The sequence below is a fragment of the Caballeronia hypogeia genome, assembly GCF_001544875.2.
Lineage (GTDB): Bacteria > Pseudomonadota > Gammaproteobacteria > Burkholderiales > Burkholderiaceae > Caballeronia > Caballeronia hypogeia.
This window is the reverse complement of record NZ_FCOA02000053.1, coordinates 1-16,746: the sequence shown is the minus strand read 5'-3', so window position 1 is coordinate 16,746 and position 16,746 is coordinate 1. Positions and strand designations below refer to the sequence as shown.

General features: G+C 65.0%; 17 protein-coding genes and 1 pseudogene. 9 read left to right on the top strand and 9 right to left on the bottom strand.

All coding sequences use genetic code 11. The features are described from left to right. Positions 1-84 precede the first annotated feature (84 nt). Complete coding sequence (locus AWB79_RS36610; protein WP_061172352.1) at positions 85-945, bottom strand: oxidoreductase; 861 nt, start codon at positions 943-945, stop codon at positions 85-87. A gap of 130 nt (positions 946-1,075) precedes the next feature. Between AWB79_RS36610 and AWB79_RS36605 the strand changes: the two genes are divergently transcribed. From AWB79_RS36605 to AWB79_RS36585, 5 genes are all read left to right on the top strand, one after another. After that, positions 1,076-2,005, top strand: a complete 930-nt coding sequence (locus AWB79_RS36605) for a LysR family transcriptional regulator (protein ID WP_061172351.1) — start codon at positions 1,076-1,078, stop codon at positions 2,003-2,005. 240 nt (positions 2,006-2,245) lie between these two features. Then, entirely contained in the window at positions 2,246-3,484 is a 1,239-nt protein-coding gene (locus tag AWB79_RS36600) for a multidrug effflux MFS transporter (protein WP_061172350.1), read from the top strand. Positions 3,485-3,600: 116 nt separating this feature from the next. Further along, a complete protein-coding gene (locus AWB79_RS36595) occupies positions 3,601-3,798 on the top strand; it encodes a hypothetical protein (RefSeq protein WP_061172349.1) in 198 nt (65 codons plus the stop codon). A gap of 117 nt (positions 3,799-3,915) precedes the next feature. Next, positions 3,916-4,212, top strand: a complete 297-nt coding sequence (locus AWB79_RS36590) for a hypothetical protein (protein ID WP_061172369.1) — start codon at positions 3,916-3,918, stop codon at positions 4,210-4,212. 108 nt (positions 4,213-4,320) lie between these two features. Beyond that, entirely contained in the window at positions 4,321-4,929 is a 609-nt protein-coding gene (locus AWB79_RS36585; protein WP_061172348.1) for a nitroreductase family protein, read from the top strand. Here the strand turns inward: AWB79_RS36585 and AWB79_RS36580 are convergent. Next, positions 4,911-7,100: a hybrid sensor histidine kinase/response regulator family protein gene (locus AWB79_RS36580; RefSeq protein ID WP_061172368.1), complete on the bottom strand. Its 2,190-nt coding sequence runs from the start codon at positions 7,098-7,100 to the stop codon at positions 4,911-4,913. The genes AWB79_RS36585 and AWB79_RS36580 overlap by 19 nt on opposite strands. Before the next feature lie 207 nt (positions 7,101-7,307). Between AWB79_RS36580 and AWB79_RS36575 the strand changes: the two genes are divergently transcribed. Both AWB79_RS36575 and AWB79_RS36570 read left to right on the top strand, forming a co-directional pair. Beyond that, positions 7,308-7,577: a YlcI/YnfO family protein gene (locus AWB79_RS36575; RefSeq protein ID WP_061172367.1), complete on the top strand. Its 270-nt coding sequence runs from the start codon at positions 7,308-7,310 to the stop codon at positions 7,575-7,577. Positions 7,578-7,602: 25 nt separating this feature from the next. After that, positions 7,603-8,655, top strand: coding sequence for an FkbO/Hyg5 family chorismatase (locus tag AWB79_RS36570; protein WP_232471133.1), 1,053 nt, complete (start codon positions 7,603-7,605; stop codon positions 8,653-8,655). On the opposite strand, the gene AWB79_RS36565 is transcribed toward AWB79_RS36570, so the two are convergent. Then, the gene (locus AWB79_RS36565) at positions 8,633-9,502 is read right to left on the bottom strand and encodes a LysR family transcriptional regulator (protein WP_061172347.1); all 870 of its coding nucleotides are present in this window, start codon (positions 9,500-9,502) and stop codon (positions 8,633-8,635) included. The two genes, AWB79_RS36570 and AWB79_RS36565, sit on opposite strands and share 23 nt — an antisense overlap. Positions 9,503-9,596: 94 nt before the next feature. Here AWB79_RS36565 and AWB79_RS36560 point away from each other — a divergent pair, with 94 nt between their 5' ends. Both AWB79_RS36560 and AWB79_RS39215 read left to right on the top strand, forming a co-directional pair. Next, a complete protein-coding gene (locus AWB79_RS36560) occupies positions 9,597-10,538 on the top strand; it encodes a DMT family transporter (RefSeq protein WP_082862580.1) in 942 nt (313 codons plus the stop codon). Beyond that, a pseudogene (locus tag AWB79_RS39215) lies at positions 10,531-10,658 on the top strand (pimeloyl-CoA dehydrogenase large subunit); the annotation flags it as partial. The gene AWB79_RS36560 and the pseudogene AWB79_RS39215, both read left to right, overlap by 8 nt. A gap of 200 nt (positions 10,659-10,858) precedes the next feature. Here AWB79_RS39215 and AWB79_RS36555 read toward each other — a convergent pair. The 6 genes from AWB79_RS36555 to yghU all read right to left on the bottom strand — a co-directional run bounded on the left by AWB79_RS36555 (position 10,859) and on the right by yghU (position 16,352). Next, positions 10,859-11,104, bottom strand: a complete 246-nt coding sequence (locus tag AWB79_RS36555; protein ID WP_061172346.1) for a hypothetical protein — start codon at positions 11,102-11,104, stop codon at positions 10,859-10,861. Between the two features lie 102 nt (positions 11,105-11,206). Then, positions 11,207-12,064 (bottom strand): MBL fold metallo-hydrolase, encoded by an 858-nt coding sequence (locus AWB79_RS36550; RefSeq protein ID WP_061172345.1) that lies wholly within the window; start codon positions 12,062-12,064, stop codon positions 11,207-11,209. A gap of 2 nt (positions 12,065-12,066) precedes the next feature. Continuing rightward, positions 12,067-13,413 carry an MFS transporter gene (locus AWB79_RS36545; protein ID WP_061172344.1) on the bottom strand — a complete coding sequence of 449 codons (1,347 nt, stop codon included), beginning with the start codon at positions 13,411-13,413 and terminating at the stop codon, positions 12,067-12,069. Between the two features lie 18 nt (positions 13,414-13,431). After that, positions 13,432-14,448 carry a succinylglutamate desuccinylase/aspartoacylase family protein gene (locus AWB79_RS36540; RefSeq protein WP_061172343.1) on the bottom strand — a complete coding sequence of 339 codons (1,017 nt, stop codon included), beginning with the start codon at positions 14,446-14,448 and terminating at the stop codon, positions 13,432-13,434. 113 nt (positions 14,449-14,561) lie between these two features. Continuing rightward, positions 14,562-15,452 carry a LysR family transcriptional regulator gene (locus AWB79_RS36535; RefSeq protein ID WP_061172342.1) on the bottom strand — a complete coding sequence of 297 codons (891 nt, stop codon included), beginning with the start codon at positions 15,450-15,452 and terminating at the stop codon, positions 14,562-14,564. A gap of 24 nt (positions 15,453-15,476) precedes the next feature. Next, positions 15,477-16,352 carry a glutathione-dependent disulfide-bond oxidoreductase gene (gene yghU / locus AWB79_RS36530; protein ID WP_061172341.1) on the bottom strand — a complete coding sequence of 292 codons (876 nt, stop codon included), beginning with the start codon at positions 16,350-16,352 and terminating at the stop codon, positions 15,477-15,479. Positions 16,353-16,746 lie beyond the last annotated feature (394 nt).

Genomic DNA, 16,746 nt, shown 5'->3' with positions numbered 1-16,746 from the left:
ACGCAGGGCCTTTACCGATGATGCTGCCGGGCCTTACGCCGCCTGATTCATGGCCGCGCGATTATGGCGGGCATGGGCGCGGCGTTATGTGCTGGCGAAGTCGGTCGACGCCGACAAAGCCTTCCACGTCTGAGTTTCTTCCGCGACATAAGCGTTCTTCTCCGCGATGGCCTTCAACGTGTCGGTGCCGAGCGGCAGGCGCAGCGGCGGCGTTTGCGCATCGGCGAGCGCGAGAAGCGCGGTGGCGAGCTTCGCGGGATCGCCCGGCTGATTGTGGTTCATGTTCACCGCCAGGCGCCGCACGTGACCCGAGGTTTCGTCGTAATCGCCGATGATCTCCTGTCCCACGACGAGCGACGACGCATCGAGAAAGTCCGTGCGGAAATAGCCCGGCTCGACCACGGTCGCATGAATGCCGAGCGGCTTCAACTCCGCGTGCAGCGCCTCGGTGATGCCTTCGACGGCGAACTTCGTCGAGCAGTACACGCCGAACCCCGCCGCCGAGCGATAGCCGCCCACCGAAGACATGTTCATCACGTGACCGCTGCGCTGGCGACGCATGACGGACAGCACGGCGCGCGTCACGTTGAGCAGGCCGAAGACGTTGGTGTCGTACATGCGGCGCACGTCGGCGTCGCTGGATTCTTCTATGGCCGCAAGCAAGCCGAAGCCCGCGTTGTTGACCAATACGTCGATGCGCCCGAACTTTCCGATGGCGGCGTCCACGGCGGCCCTGGCCTGCGCTTCGCTGGTCACGTCGAGCGCGACCGGCAGCAACGCGGGCGACTCGCCCAGGCGCTCGACGATCGCCGCGACATTGCGGCCGGCGGCGACCACGGCGTTGCCGTCGTCGAGCGCGGCGCGGGCGATCAACGCGCCGAGACCGCGCGATGCGCCGGTGATGAACCAGACGCGCTTGAATTGCTGTTGGCTGACGGTGTTCATGGTGTGCTCCGTTGTCCTGGTGGTGAAGGTGAAACGAAGCATAGGCCGATGGATTCGCACGAACTAGACGCGAAACGCTAGAGTGATAATCAACGTTTATTTGCGAATCCAGCTCCGACGAGGGAACGCCATGAATGAGGTCCGGGCGATTTCGATCTTCGTGCGCGCCGCCGCGCTGGGAAATCTGCGCCGCGCCGCGATTGATCAGGGGATTTCCCCGCAAGCGGCGAGCCATGCGGTCATGCAGCTCGAAAAGGCGCTTGGCGTGCGGCTGTTTCATCGCACGACGCGCAAGCTTTCACTGACGGAAGAAGGGCAGCGCCTGTTGCAGAACGCGGAGCCGGCGCTCGCGATGCTTTCCTCCGCGTTCGCCGAGGCGCGCCGCGCGAAGGAGGAGATCGCGGGACCGCTGCGGATCAGCGCGCCGAAAGCGCTCGGGCGCGCGGTGTGGCCATCGGTGCTCGAATTCGCCGCGCGCTATCCCGACGTCGAGCTCGATGCGCGCTTCGACGACCAGTTCACCGATCTGGTCGAAGAACGCGCCGATGTCGGTTTTCGTGGCGGCTCGCCGCCCGCGGGCGGTGCGATCGCGCGGCGTCTGCTGCCGATTCAGCTGATCGTGTGCGCGTCGCCCGCGTATATCGAACGTCACGGCGCGCCGGCATCCGTCGACGAACTCGCGTCGCATCGATGCACGGGTTACCGGCGTGCGAACACCGGCCGGCAGGCGCCCTGGGAATTCATGATCGGCGATGAAATCGTCTATCGCGAGATCGCGGCGTGGCTGTGCGCGAACGATGTGGATGCGGAAGCCGAGGCCGTGCTCGCGGGCCTGGCGATCGGTCAGCTCGGCAGCTTCTCGGCCGCCGAGCCGATCCGCGAAGGGCGTCTCGTGCCGCTGCTCACGCAACATCTGACGCAGCGCGAATCGGTCTACATCTACTATCGCAGCCGCACGGAGCAGCCGCTGCGAGTGCGAACGTTCATCGACTTCATGGTCGGCAAGCTGACGGATAATCGCGCTTTCTACCTGACGCGCGACGAGCTGAACGTTCGTTAATCTTGAGGAGGCGACAACCTTGAACCACGTTCTGAAGCCATTCGATCTCGGCGGCCGCCGCGCACTCGTCACGGGATCGAGCACCGGCGTGACCGCCACGCTCTGAGCGGCGCGCGACGGCGCTTCATCACTGCGCCGCCGACGTGGGCATTTCAGCCGCGCAGCGCGATGACGGGCAAAATACGATGCATTCGTCATCCGCACGCGCCCGCGAGAGGCCGCCGCACATTTTGCGTTGCCATGAACCCGCCAAGATCCACATCGAATTCCCCGCGTTTCCTGCTGTTTCTGATCTGCCTGTTCGCTTCCGCCGGTCAGCTCGCCATCGACATCTACGTGCCCGCGCTGCCCACCATGGCGCGTTACTTCGCGACCTCGTCCCAGGCGATCCAGTCGAGCGTGTCGGGTTACATGGCGGCGTACGCGATCGGTCAGCTGACCTTCGGTCCCATTGCCGACGCGCACGGCCGCAAGAAGGTGCTCGGCTTCGGCCTGGTCGTGTTCTCGCTCGGCTGTCTGCTCTCGCTCGCGGCGACCAATCTCGAAACCTTTCTTCTGGCGCGCTGCCTGCAGGGCTTCGGCATCGCGGCGACCAATCTGCTCGCGAAGGCGATCATCACCGATTCCTTCAGGGGACAGGCGCTGATGCACGCGTTCACCTACATGTCGATCGCGTGGGGCGTCGCGCCGATCGTCGCCCCGGTGATCGGCGCGCATTTGCAGGAATGGTTCGGCTGGAAGTCGTGTCTCGTGTTTCTGCTCATCTATTCGATCGTCATGTGGACGGTCCTGTTGCGGTATCGTGAAACCCTGCCCACGCCCGTGCATCTCGCGCCGCGCACGCTGTTCTCCAACGCGGGCAAAGTGCTCGCGAGCCCGGTGTTTCGGAGCTGTTTTCTCGCGCAGGGCCTGTGCTACAGCATTCTGCTGGTGTTCAACATCGTCGGTCCGTTCATGGTGCAGAACACGCTGCACAAGCCGCCGACCTATTTCGGCTATCTCGCGCTCGCCATCGGCATGATGTACTTCATGGGCGGCCTGTCGAACCGCGTGCATGGCGCGCGTCTGCCGGGTCCCGAGCAACGGCTGCGCATCGGCTCGCGCGTGATGGCGGGCGCGGCCGTCGTGATGCTGCTGCTCGCGCTCGTGATCGGCCTCAAGGTATGGACCCTCGCGCTGCCGGTGCTGGTCATGGCCTTCTGCGCGGGCGCGATGTATCCGACGCTCATGGCCAAGGGCAATTCGTTGTTTCCGCATATCGCGGGCCTTACGGCGGCGATCCTCGGCTGTTCGCTGTTGCTCGTATCGTCCGCGATGATGGGACTCGCCGGCTTCGTTTCCGTGCATGTGCTGACGCCGCTCGCGGTGTTCTTCGTGATTCTCGCGTTCACGGTTGTGACCATGGTGACGCGGTTGCTGCGGCATCTGGACCGGGCGGAGGGACGCGATGTCGTCGGCGGAAGGGTCGACGCGACCTGAAGTCACCAGCGCACCGGCATATGTCCGCTCGCTGCAATGCTTCGTAGAAAAGCTTGTTTGTCGAAGGGTTTTTGACAGGCTAGATTCGAGCCATTCATGCAGCGAGGAGGCGAGCCATGCCCCACTTTCTGAACCGGTACTGGCGGCGGTTGCGCTTTGCCAGGGACCTGGCGGCGCGCGACGAGCAGGTCGCGCACGAAACCACGCGCGCGGAACAACTCGAGCACATCTGCGTTTATGCGCGCGCGGGTTACTTCAACATGGGCTATACCGTCGACGCTTTCCAGTTGCCGACGGAGTCGCCAGTGCACTGAAAAGCGAAACGAAAACAAGGGCGCGCCCTAGGGCGCTCTTTATCTTTTTTGTGAGGTGATACGCCGGACCGGGATCGGCCTATGCTAGACAAAAATGCATCCGGAATGGAGACATCCATGTATTCAATGGGCGCATATTTTGTCGAGATCATTCCCCAGTCGGTTACTGGCAAGGGTTGGACAGCCGATGCCCGATTCTCGCGACAGGCGGACTACCGAAAGCATGCCGAAGTGCTAAAAATCAGTTATCCGAGCCAGCTCATTGAACCTACGCGGGCGCTGGCGGAGCGGGCCGTCTTGCAATGGGCGCGCGAATTCGTGAAGACTAGTTCCGAAGTCATCGAATCGTCATTGCGAATTCAGGAGGAAACGACCAACGCCGACGCCGTGCACAGCGCCGATCCGGCGCATTGATTCCGCAAGTCTCTCAAGCAGCTTTGCTTATCTGCGCAAGATGGTTTGAAACGCGGCGGGCGTCGCTTATGCTTTGCGGCCATCACTTCAATCTCATCCGACACCGCCATGACGCATCGACCCGCCCCGACCGATATCGCCATTCATCCGCTGATCGCCGGGCGATGGAGCCCGCGCGCTTATGCAGACCGGCCGGTCGCGCATGCGCAGGTGATCGCGCTGCTCGAGGCGGCGCGCTGGGCGCCTTCCGCGTATAACGTTCAGCCCTGGCGCTTCGTCGTGTTCGAGAAGGCCTCGGACACGGCCGCGTTCGAACGTGCGTTCAGGCTGCTGGTGCCGTTCAACCAGTCGTGGAACGCCAACGCGCAGGTGCTGATCGCCGTGCTCGCCGATACGCTCACCGCGAAGGGCGAAGCCAATCCGAGCGCGAGCTACGACGCGGGCGCGGCCGGCATGGCGCTGTTGCTTCAGGCGCACGCGCAAGGGCTCGCCGCACACGCCATGGGCGGTTTCGATCGTACCGGCCTGAAAGAAGCCTTCGACATTCCGCAACGTTTCGAGGCGCTATCCATCATCTCGATCGCGCATCACGGCGACGCGCGCGCGTTGCCCGACGCACTCGCCGAACGCGAACTCGCGCCGCGCGCACGGCTGGCGCTCAACGATATCGCGCAGTTCGGCGGCTGGAGCGCGCCGCGTCAGGCCTCGCCCGCGTGACGCACGGGCAGGCCGTCGAGCAGCGCTTTCAGGTCGTCGATATTGAACGGCTTGGCGAGAATCGTGAAGCCCGTGCGTCGCGCCTGTTCGAGCTGGTCGGCGTAGCCCGTCATCAGCGCGACGGGCTGCCGCGGGCGCTTCGCCTTGATCCATTCGGCGAGCCTGATGCCATCGCAGGCGCCAGGCATCTGGATGTCCGAGAGCACGAGATCGAACTCGCCGCCCGCTTCGAGCACATTCAGCGCGGCATCGCCCGATGCTGCGTGGCGCGCCTGCCAGCCGAGCACTTCTAGCACGGCGCACAGGCCCGCCGCGACTTCCTCGTTGTCTTCGACGAGCAGCGCGGTCGATGCGGGCGCATCGCGTCGTACGCTCGCGACCGGCGGCGTCTCAGCGAGCGCTTCGATCTCGCCGGTCCAGTGCGGCAGATGGATGTGAATGGTCGTGCCGTAGCCCCATGCGGTGTCGGCGCGCGCGGCGCCGCCCGCCTGTTCGGCCATCGCGAGGACCTGCGCGAGCCCGAGTCCCGTGCCGGCGCCCGCGCCCTTGGTCGTGAAGAGCGGCTCGAAGGCGTGGAGCGCGACTTCGGGACGCATGCCGGTGCCGGTGTCCTGACATGAGATCAAGACATATTCCCCGGGGGCGAGGCCGTCGTGCTCCTGCTGGAGACGCACGTTCGTGCAGGTGATATCGAACTCGCCGCCATCGGGCATCGCGTCCCTCGCGTTCACCGCAATGTTGATGAGCGCCGAGGTGAGTTCGGTCGCATCGACGCACACCGGCCAGGTCGACTCCGGTACGTGCGTGCGCAGCGTGACCTTGTCGCCCACCGATGTGCGCACGAGCGGGTCGCATTCCTTCATCCACCGGTCGAGCCGTATGACCTGCAAGTGCAAGGGCTGACGGCGTGCCACGCTCATCAGCCGGCGCGCCAGCGACTGCGCGCTGACCGACGCACGCTCGACCGCCGCGACCTCCTTCGCGAGACCGTTGTAGCCCTTGCGCCGCGCAATTTCCATGTTGGAGGCGACGACCATCAGCAGGTTGTTGAAATCGTGCGCAACGTTCGCGACCAGGTTGCCGAGCGCGCCCATGCGTTGCAGACGCCGCGTCGCGGCTTCGGCCGTGCGCCGCCGCCCGAGTTCGCCGCGCCAGTTATGCCACGCGGCTTCCTCCGCCGCGAGCCGGCGCAGCGAGAACGCGATCAAAAGCCACAACCCGATGCACGGAATCAGCGCGATCGATGCGATCGACACGTCGCGGCGCCACCAGGCGGCGCGCACATCGTGGATGGAGAAGCCGGCGGCCGCGTAGACCGGATAGTCGTCGACGCGCCGCCAGGCTGCGAGTTTCTCGTCGTCATCCAGCGGCGACACGTAGCGCATGAGGCCCGCGGACTTGCCTTGCGCGAACGCGGCGGCGAGCACGTCATGACTGCGCGGCGCGTCCGGCTGCACCGCCGGATAGCGCGCGAGCAGGGCGCCATCGGCGCGATGCAGCGCGAGCGTGAGCGCCGGATCGTGTTCGGCGAGTTCGCGATAGAAGCTCATCAGATAATCGCGACGCAACGCGATGGAGATTTCGCCGAGAAAGCGCCCGTCCTTCGCGTAACGCGCGGTGAGCGAATTGACGATGTCGGTGTTCTTCACGCGTCCTCGTTCCGGCATCGATACATGGAAAGCGGCGCGCGTGTCGCGCGTCTCGATGAAATCCGCGCGATCGCCGATGGAAACGTTCGGCGCCGGGTAGAAGCGGCTGCTGAGAATGAGCCGGCCGTGCTCGTCGAGCACCGAGAGCGCGGCGATCTGCGGGTGGCTCGCGGCGAGCCGCGCGAGTGCGTCGTGCAGTTCGGGCTGACTGCGCGCGATGAACGCCGCATCGCCGCTGCCGAGCAGCTCCTCGACGCGCTCGATGAGTTCGCGATTAATGCTGAACAGCGTGTTCGCGTTTTCATCGACCACGCGCACGAGACGCTGCAGCGACGCGCCGGTTTCGCTGAGCGCGCGCTGGTAGGTGTAATAGCCGTAGAGCCAGAAAAACGCGAACGGCACGATGACGGACGCGATGAGCGCCGCGACGAGACGACGCCGCGCGGCGCGAAAGTCGAGCGGCGGCAGCGACGGCATGCTCTCGGCCGCGCCGAATCCGGAATGCTCTTCAGGTTCGTTCATGACGCTGTTCCAGGCCGGTTCGCGCGCCCGGGCCAATCTCGTCGGATTCCCACAATGCTCTGATTTTTGATGTTAGCACGCGTATTTTTCATCGTTATGCACGGTCGTGCGCCGCAGCGAGGCTTGCCGTGTCGTGAACGCCTGTGGTAGAAGCACCGCATGCACGCGCCGGCATTCGGCGCGCGACGAACGCAACAGGAGCAAGCAGTGAGACGGACCGCCGAAAACAAGCTGAAGGTGGTCGCGGTACGGGTCGATCCACAATTCGAGCAACGGCTGCGACTATTGGCAGAGGTGACGGGGCGCAAGCAATCGTTTTTCCTCCAGCAGATGATCGAAAACGGCATTGGCGCCATGGAACAGACGTGGCTGCCGCCGGACATCCTCGAACAGGTCAGGAGCGGCGCCTTGCCCGCTCAACAGGAAAAAGTCGCGACGGCGGACTTGTTCGGCGACCAGACGGATCAGCCCTCGTAACTTGGCGGCGCAAGGGAGAGACGATTTGACATCGGCTTGTTTCAATGTCGTGGCGGAGCGGGCGTCGGCGGATGATCTGATCGCGTCGCGCTTCACCGGGCCCGACGAGGCATGCAGCAATCGCAATGCCGCGCTCGCGCGAATCGTCTTCGGCGCGACGAGCGGCAGGCCCCGCATCGAAGGCGGCGTGCCTGTGCTGCGCCTGAAAATGGGCGACGAAGCGCGCGAGGACTTCGCCGAAGTGTGGTGGTCCGTCGGGACGGTCACGAGCGGCAGCGCCGGCGATCTGGTCTTTTCCCACGACGACGAGTTTCTCTTCTGCGCGGGTTTCATTCCGCTTTCCGAGCGATACACCGAGGCGGCCCGCAAGGTCTATGCCGACGCATTCGCGCTGATAGCGGAACAGGGCTTTCCGAAAATTTTTCGCATGTGGAATTTCATTCCGCGCATCAACGGCGAGAACGGGGAAGGGCTCGAGGTCTACCGCGATTTCTGCCGTGGGCGGGCGCTCGCCTTCGAGCAGGATTACGCGGCCGATGCGGGCATGCCGGCGGCGACGGGCATTGGCACATGGGGCGAGGGCGTCGGCTTCTATTTTCTGGCGTGCCGCGAGAGCACGGTGCGGCACATCGAGAATTCGAGGCAGACGCCCGCGTATAAGTATCCGCGGCGTTACGGCCCAAGGCCGCCGAGCTTCGCGCGGGCCACGCTCATGCGCGATACGCTGTTCGTCTCCGGCACGGCCAGCATTCTCGGTCACGCGACGATGCACGCAGGCGATCTGGCCAGACAGTGGGATGTCACGATCGGCAACATCGCGCATCTGATAGGCGCGGAGAATCTCGCCGCGCACGGCGCGACGGGCGGCTACACGCTTCACGACCTCGATCAGATCAAGGTCTATTACCGGCATGCGGCGGACCGCCTCGCGGTGGAGTCGCTTGCGCGGGCCGTATTTCATCCGCATGCGTGCATCCGTTACCTGAAGGTCGATATCTGCCGCGCCGATCTGCTGGTGGAGATCGAGGGCGTTGCCTCGCGTCGCGATGCGGGCCTCAGACCGACGCCGACTGCCTGAGCGTCTTGACGAGCAGGCTGTGCAGGCTGTCGACCGCCTTCGAGCCGCGCGAGTCGCGGCTGCGATACACCGCGACCTGCATCGGCTCCAGGGGTCCCAGGCCCTCTTCGCTGCTGAGAATCCGCAGGTATTCGGGCGCGCTGCATTGCGTCAGCGCCGCCACGGCCAGTCCGCTTTCGACCGCGGCGATCTGCCCGGCCAGGCTCGAACTGTTGTAGACCACCTTGTATCGACGCCCCTGCTGCGCGAGCGAGTGAATCGCGCTGCGCCGCGCGAGACTCGTGCTTTCGTAGACCGCGATCGGCAGCGGGTCGCGTCGCCATAGCTCGAATTGCGTGGCGCCGACCCAGACCATCGGTTCGTGAAAAAGGAGCGTGCCGCGTCGCGCGTGGTCGCGCGAGACGAGCGCGATGTCCAGTTCGCCGCTCGACACACGCGGGATCAGTGAAGTCGATTGCTCGCAGATCAGTTCGATTTCCACCCCGCTGTGTCGCGGCGCGAAGCGCTTCAGCACCGGCGTGAGATATCTCGCCGCGTAGTCGTCGGGCACGCCGAGCCGCACCTGACCGGTGAGCGTTTCGACTTGCAGCGCGACCTGCGCTTCCGCATGCAGGTCGAGAATGCGGCGCGCATAGCCGAGCAGCGTCTGCCCCTCGTGCGTCAGTTCGAGCGTGCGCGAGCCGCGCTCGACGAGCCTCGATCCGAGCGCGCTCTCGAGCTTCTTCAACTGCATGCTCACCGCCGACTGTGATCGATGCACTTCGCCCGCCGCGCTCGACAGCGAGCCTGCATCGACCACCGCGACGAAGCATTTGAGCCAGTCCATTTGCAAATCTTGCTGTTTCATCGTTTGGCCGCGCTCCCCGTGCTTTCGATAATCGAATGGATCAGCTTCGAATTATGCGCTTTTCGTTCGATGCGTCGCGGCCCACACTGGCCGCATGGACACGAACCGCACATCACACGACGCCGCTCACGCGGGGCGCCGCCCGGCGACCGGCGCCGGCCCCTTTCTGCTCGGCTGCGCGCTGCTCGGCACGATCGGCGTGTTTCTGCACGAGGCGAACACCGACCCGCTGACCGCCACCTGGTTTCGCTGCGCGTTCGGCCTGCTGGGCATGACGGCGTGGGTAAGTGCGCGCGGGCATGCGCGCTCGCTGCGCCTGACGCGCGCCACCGCGACGTGGGTGCTGGCGGCCAGCACGCTGATGGTGCTGAGCTGGGCCTTGTTCTTCAGCGCGGTCGAGCGGGTCTCGACGGGCGTGGCCATCGTGTTATTCCATGTTCAGCCGATGTGGGTGCTCGTGCTCGGCGCGCTATGGCTGAAGGAACCGATAGGCAAGCAGCGCTTCGGCGCGGTCCTGGTCGCGATGACGGGTCTCGCGCTGGCGACCGGAATCGTCGAGCATGCGTCGAGCGGCGCGCTCGATCCGGCCTACTGGCTCGGCGTCGCCGCCTGTCTCGCGGGCTCGCTTTGCATGGCGTGCGTGACGATCGTCGCGCGGCGCCTGCACGCGCTGCCAGCCGGAGTCCTCGCGTGGTGGCAATGCGCACTCGGCACGCTGGCGCTGCTCGTCTGGCCGATGCAGCACGGTTGGCCCGCATGGGGCATGTCGTGGGCGTGGCTCGCGGGGCTCGGGCTGATCCACACCGGTCTTGCCTACACGCTGATGTACGTCGGCATGGCGCGTCTCGCTACTGGCCGCGTCGCGGTGCTGCAGTTCGTTTATCCGGCCGTGGCCATCGTCATCGACTGGCTCGTGTTCGGTCAGCGCCTCTCGACGCTGCAACTGGCCGGCATCGCGTTGATGTCGGTGGCGATCGGCTTCGCGGAGCGCGTGTCCAAGCGTCGCGTCTGGCCTCGTGCGAGCGCTCGAGCATGAAGTCGACGAAGTGTTCCTCAGCGATGTGCGCGTGCCCGCGGGGAATCTCGTCGGCGAGGAAAGTATCTTCTGACCTGCGAGCGCACGAATATCGCAGGCGTGGGCTTTTCGGCTTTCGCGTGAGCGATATTGCAAGGGAGGACTCAAGCCGGCGCGAGGGCGGCGATAGTTCGTTTGCTGGCTTGACCGGTGGTCTGCTGACTCGCCAGAAAGATGGCTTATAGGCGGTCGAATTGTCTCCCCACGCATGGAGCACGAGGGAGCGGCGTTCCGATGTCAGCGGGCTTCATGCGGCCGACTCATATCGTCACGTCAGCACCTCACGCCCCGTCCTCGAACGGCCCCGCGTCGAGCCTCTCCAGCAACTCATCGATTTTCTTGCGCTGCTTCGGCAGAAGATCGCCTTCATTCACGAGCCGCTTGAGGCGATGCCGCCAGTAAGCAGGCGGAAGCGCCGGATGATCATCCCTCGCCGACGACTCGATGGCGAGCCGCAGATGTGCGATATCGGCATCGGTCAGGGCGAGTCGTCGTGCGTCCGTCAGTCGGTTTTTTTTGCGGTTCATGCCGCGCTTCTTCTTAAGGACCTGGTTAAGTCCCTATGGTGCACGGAAGCCGCAGTGGTCGAACACCCTCCTTTCGGGGGTGGAAAAAGGAGGGGGCGAAGCTTATCCGGCGTGGTACGGAGCCAGATAGTGCCAGCCGAATCCAGCTTCGTTTCGCTCGATCTTTCCCGCCGACGTTTCCGGAAAATGCGCGGGAAAAACCGTCGCATGCAGATTGGCCGCATGGCTCAGCAGCCATTCGCGCGATTCGCGAGCCCGCTCGCGATCCAGACAGAACATGGAACTCCATTGCGGTCTTTCGACCTGAATCGGGCTATGCATGACATCGCCCGAGAAGATCGCGATCTCGCCGTCCGATTCGATCTCGATCGCCATGTGGCCCGCGCTATGACCGAAGCTCGGCCAGAAGCGTACGCCATCCATCAGCATCGCGCCTTCGTCTGGAATGACGCGCGTGATACCTGCATCGATGAGCGGCATCACGCTGTCCTCGAAGACCATGCGGCGCGCCTCGCCCGCGGGTGTGTCGAAGAAGGCGCGCTCGCGCTCGCTGAACACGTGCGTCGCGTTCGGAAACACCGGCGTCCAGCGTCCGTCCACCCAGTGCGTGTTCCATCCGACGTGATCGACATGCAAATGCGTGAGCAGCACGTAATCCACTCCGTGAGGATCGAAGCCCGCGGTTTCGAAACGCTCGAGCACCGGGTTGTCGAGCCGGTCGAACAGCGCGCTGAAGGGCCGCGTCTTGCCATTGCCGATACCCGTATCGACCACCAGCGTGAGGCCGTCACGCTCGACCACCCACAGATGCGTGCGCAATCGCACGAGTTCGATCTCGTGGTCGAAGCCCGCATCGTCCCAGTCGGGATACAGCTTGTCCGGCGCGAGCGCGAAATCCGTTTCGTCGATGCGCGTGATTTTCATGCCGCCGATACGCCAGTTGAGTGCCGCATGCGTCATCGTCAATCCTCCTTTCGCGTGGAAGCGATGCGCGCCGTCGCCAGCGCATAGAGCAACGCGCTCGCGAGCGCCGCGCTTCCGCCGACGATGGCAAGCGCATGCGCACCGCCGACACGTTCGTTCAGATAGCCTACCGCGAGCGGGCCGATGCCGCCGCTGATCGCGTTGGTCATGAACACCAGCAGCGCGATGGAGCGGCCGCGCATGCGGTTCGGCACGGCGATCTGCAGCGGCACCGGCGCGAGCGCCATCGCAATGCTCGCGGCCAGCGCACATGCGCCGTAGAGCAGGATCGCGAACGTGCTGTGCGCGACCAGCGGCATCGCGATCGCGGCTGGCACGAGCGCGGTCACCGCGCAGGTCGACAGAAACAGCACTTTCCGCAACGCGCGTTGATCGGTGACGCGCGCCGCGAGCAGTCCGGCGGCCGCCACGCCGAGCATGCCGCCAATCATGTAGGCGGGCGCCGCGAGCTTGCCGACCATTGCGGGCGCGAGGTGGAAGTGGCGCATGAGGAGCGTCGGGAACCACGCGGCGTGCGAGTAGAACAGCGTGATCAGCGCGACATACGCGGCGAAGTAGGGTGCACAGAAACGATTGCGCACGAACAATTCGGCGAACACGTCGCGCAGCGGCGGCAGGGTCTCATTCGCATGGACATGCGCGCGTTCGGGGGCTTCGCGTCGCGCCGGCTCGCGCACCGTGAACGCGACCAGCGCCGCGAGCACGAGGCCCGGCAATCCCACGAGCACGAATACCGCCTGCCATGGCGCGAAGCCGTGCGGCGCGAATCGTGCGCCCGCCTCGCCGCCCGTCGCGGACAAGAGCATGCCGCCGCCGAATAGCGCGAGTCCACCGCCGATATACGGCCCGAGCATGAATATGCTGCTCGCGCGCGTGACTTTGCGCGGCGGGAAGATATCGCTGAAGATCGACAGGGCCGCGGGACTCAGCGCTGCTTCCGCGATCGCGGTGCCGGCACGCGCGGCGAGCAGTTCGGCGAAGCTGGTGGCGAAGCCGCACAGCGCTGTCGATATCGCCCAGATCGCGACGCACGCGGCGATCAGCTTCACGCGATTCGCCCGATCGACCAGGCGCGCGACGAATACGCCCGCGGTCGCATAGCACATCGTGAACGAGAAGCCTTGCAGCAGGCCGATTTGCGTATCGGTGAGAGCGAGCGTGAGCTTGATCGGCTGCACCAGAATGCTGACGATCTGTCTGTCGAGATACGAGAACGCGAAGCACGTGAAAAACAGCAGCACGATGTAGGTCGGATGCCGCGTGTCGAGCGACGTGCTCGCGTGCGCGGCGTCGTCGTCACGCGAGGGCAGGAAATGAGCGCTCATGCAGGGCTCCTTGATGGATCAGTCGAGAGAGGATTCGGCGGCGATCAGCGCGATGCAGTCGCCCGCTTCGACCCGCGCGAAAGTGCGCACGCACATCACGCGGCCAGCGCCGCGAAACACGATCTCGCGCGGCGCGCGCCACGGTTCGTGCGGATCGAACAGACGGCCCGCTAGTTGTCCCGCGCACACGTCGTCACCGAGCGCGAAGGCCGGCTCGAAGACGCCGGCGCTTGGCGCGTACACATAGTGCTGCGCACCCTCGACACGCAGATAACGCGTGCGCGATGGCGCCGCGATGCGCTCGTCGGGCGTCACGCCGAGACGCTGCAACACGCGCTGCAAACCGCTTTCGACGATCGCGAGACTGGCCGCGTCGCAGCCCGCGTGTCCGCCGAACTCGCCGCACAGGAACAGCTTGCCGTGGCGCTCGGCCGCCGCCGCGAAGGTGCGGTCCTCGCCGAGCAAATCCATGATCATCGTGTTCGGTGCGCCGAACGCGCGCACCAGGTCGAGGTACAGCGCGCGCCGTTCGACATCGTGCGGCGGAGGCGGCGACGCGAGCAGCGTCGGCGCATGCTCGAACGACGCGCCGCCCGCGTGCAGGTCGATCACGATATCCGCGCGCGGCAGCAATTCGGTTTCGATGTAATGCGCGATCATCTCGGTCGGCTTGCCGTGGCGCGCGCCCGGAAAGAGCCGGTTGAGATTGCCGCCGTCGATGGGCGAGGTGCGCGAGCCGTTGAGAAATGCAGGGAAGTTGAGCCCGGGAATCACGATCAGGCGGCCGCGAATCGAGAGCGCCGGCATGCGCTGCATGAGCTTCATCAGCGCGACGGGGCCTTCGTATTCGTCGCCGTGATTGCCGCCGGTGAGCAGCACGGTGGGGCCATCGCCCGCGTTCAGGACGGCGAGCGGAATCGGGACATGGCCGTAAGCGGAGCGGTCGTGCGACCACGGCAGACGCAGCGTGCCGGTCTGAAAGCCGGTGCGTTCGTAGTCGATATCGGTTGCGATGAGCGATGCGGAAGAGGACATGAGCGGAGTTCGAACGGAGTGGGTTCGACTCCACTATTGCCGACGCAAAACCTCATGGCCAATGCCGTTTTCTGCGGCAGGCGATGCCTTGCGGGCATCGGTGCTTCATGCTCTCATGCGTTCTTGTTTGCCGCGAGCAGATCGATGAAGCGTTGCAGCGCCGCATTGCCGTGCTGCGCGAGATGGCAGAATTCGAGCGGCAGGCGCACGGACAGATCGCGCACGTCGACGAAACGCACGCGCGCGGGCGGCCGCTCGCGATTGGCCGCGTTGACGAGCGCGGCGCCGACGCCCGCCGCGACGAGCGAAAGTATCGCGGTCTCGGTCGAGGCTTCCTGACGGATATCCAGCGTGAGGCCGCGCTGTGCACACGCGGAGATCAGCCGGTCGTAATACGCGGCATAGACATGCCGCGGAAACGCGATGAAGGGGACGTCTACGAGATCGCGCGCATCCACCGGCCCTTCGCGGCCGGTGGCGCTGTGCTCGGGCACGGCCAGCACGACGCCCTGTTCGAGCAGCGGCAGGCTCGCGAAGCCATCGGGCAGCGCGCCGAAGCGATAGCAGAAACCACCGTCCAGACGCTCGGCCGCGATCGCATCGAGCTGCTCGGGCGTGTTCATCGGCTGCAGTTCGAGTGCAACGTCGCTCGCCGTTTGCTGAAACGCATGCAGCGCGGACGAAACGAGTCCGCTCCACGACGCGTTCTCGACGAAGCCCACGCGCAGGCGTCCCTGCACGCCCGACGCGATGCGATGCGCGAGCCGGTTCGCCGCATCGACGCGCGCGAGAATATCGCGTGCTTCAGCGAGATACGCCATGCCCGCCGAGGTCAGTTTCAGGCCGCGCGGCGTGCGCTCGAACAGCGTCGCGCCGATGGCTTCCTCGAGGTCCTGGATCTGTCGCGAAATGGCTGGCTGCGTGACATGCAGCTGCTCGGAGGCGGCGCGCACGCTGCGCGATTCCGCCACGGCGATGAAGTAACGAAGATGACGAAGTTCCATGCGAGGCGCGACGCGTGCGAAGCGTCACTTCTCCGCGGCGACCTTGTCCTGCGTGCGCGTCTCGAAGTCGGACGCATCATGGCGTTCGTGCAGCTGGCTCGCGGGCTCGCCGAAGGTGCGGTTGACCTTGCGGCCGCGCTGCACGGCCGGGCGCACGCCGATCGCGTCCGCCCAGCGGCGCACATGCCGGTACTCGTGCACGGAGAGGAATTCGGCCGCGTTATAGAGCCAGCCGTTCACGAGACCGCCATACCACGGCCAGATGGCGATATCGGCGATGGTGTATTCGTCGCCCGCGATATATGCGCTGCTCGCGAGGCGCTTGTCGAGCACGTCGAGCTGACGCTTCACTTCCATCGCGAAGCGGTCGATGGGGTATTCCATCTTGCTCGGCGCATAGGCATAGAAGTGCCCGAAGCCGCCGCCCAGATAGGGCGCCGCGCCCATCTGCCAGAACAGCCACGACAGGCACTCGGCGCGGCTGGGGGCATCGGTCGGAACGAAAGCGCCGAACTTCTCCGCGAGATAGAGCAGGATCGCGCCGGACTCGAACACGCGCACGGGTTGCGCGCCGCCGCGGTCCACCAGCGCGGGAATCTTCGAGTTCGGATTGGCTTCGACGAAACCGCTGCCGAACTGGTCGCCATCGCCGATGCGAATCAGCCACGCGTCGTACTCGGCGCCCGCATGGCCGAGCGCGAGCAGTTCTTCGAGCATGATCGTGACCTTCACGCCGTTGGGCGTGGCGAGCGAATAAAGCTGCAGCGGATGTCGTCCGACGGGCAAGTCCCTGTCATGCGTCGGGCCGGACACCGGGCGGTTGATGCTGGCGAACTGGCCGCCGTTTTCCTTGTTCCAGGTCCACACATCCGGCGGCACGTATTCGGGCAATGCGTTCATTCGTAAGACTCCTCGACGTCAGGATGATCGATTCGCCCGAGAGTAGCAGGTCGATGCAAAACGCGCTCGGACGGGCTTTGTACGATCGCGTAAGGGCTGGAACCGTTATGTTGTGCAGAGCCTGCGCGGTGACAGTGCTGCTTCTGCTTCTGCTTCTGCTTCCGCTGTGCGCCTACGTTCGTCTGCATCGCCGGTGACTGGAACAGCATCGCCGACCGCGGCAATCACAGGGGGGCGCTAAGCGGGCTGGGGTGGCAGGGTTGCCGTTGCGATCGAAAGGATGCTGGACACGATGCTGATTCGGGGCGACACACCTGCATCTATTCGGATTGCATATAAATAAATGAACTGGTTCGAAGATAAAACGAAAATTCACACGTGCGTGCTTGGTGTA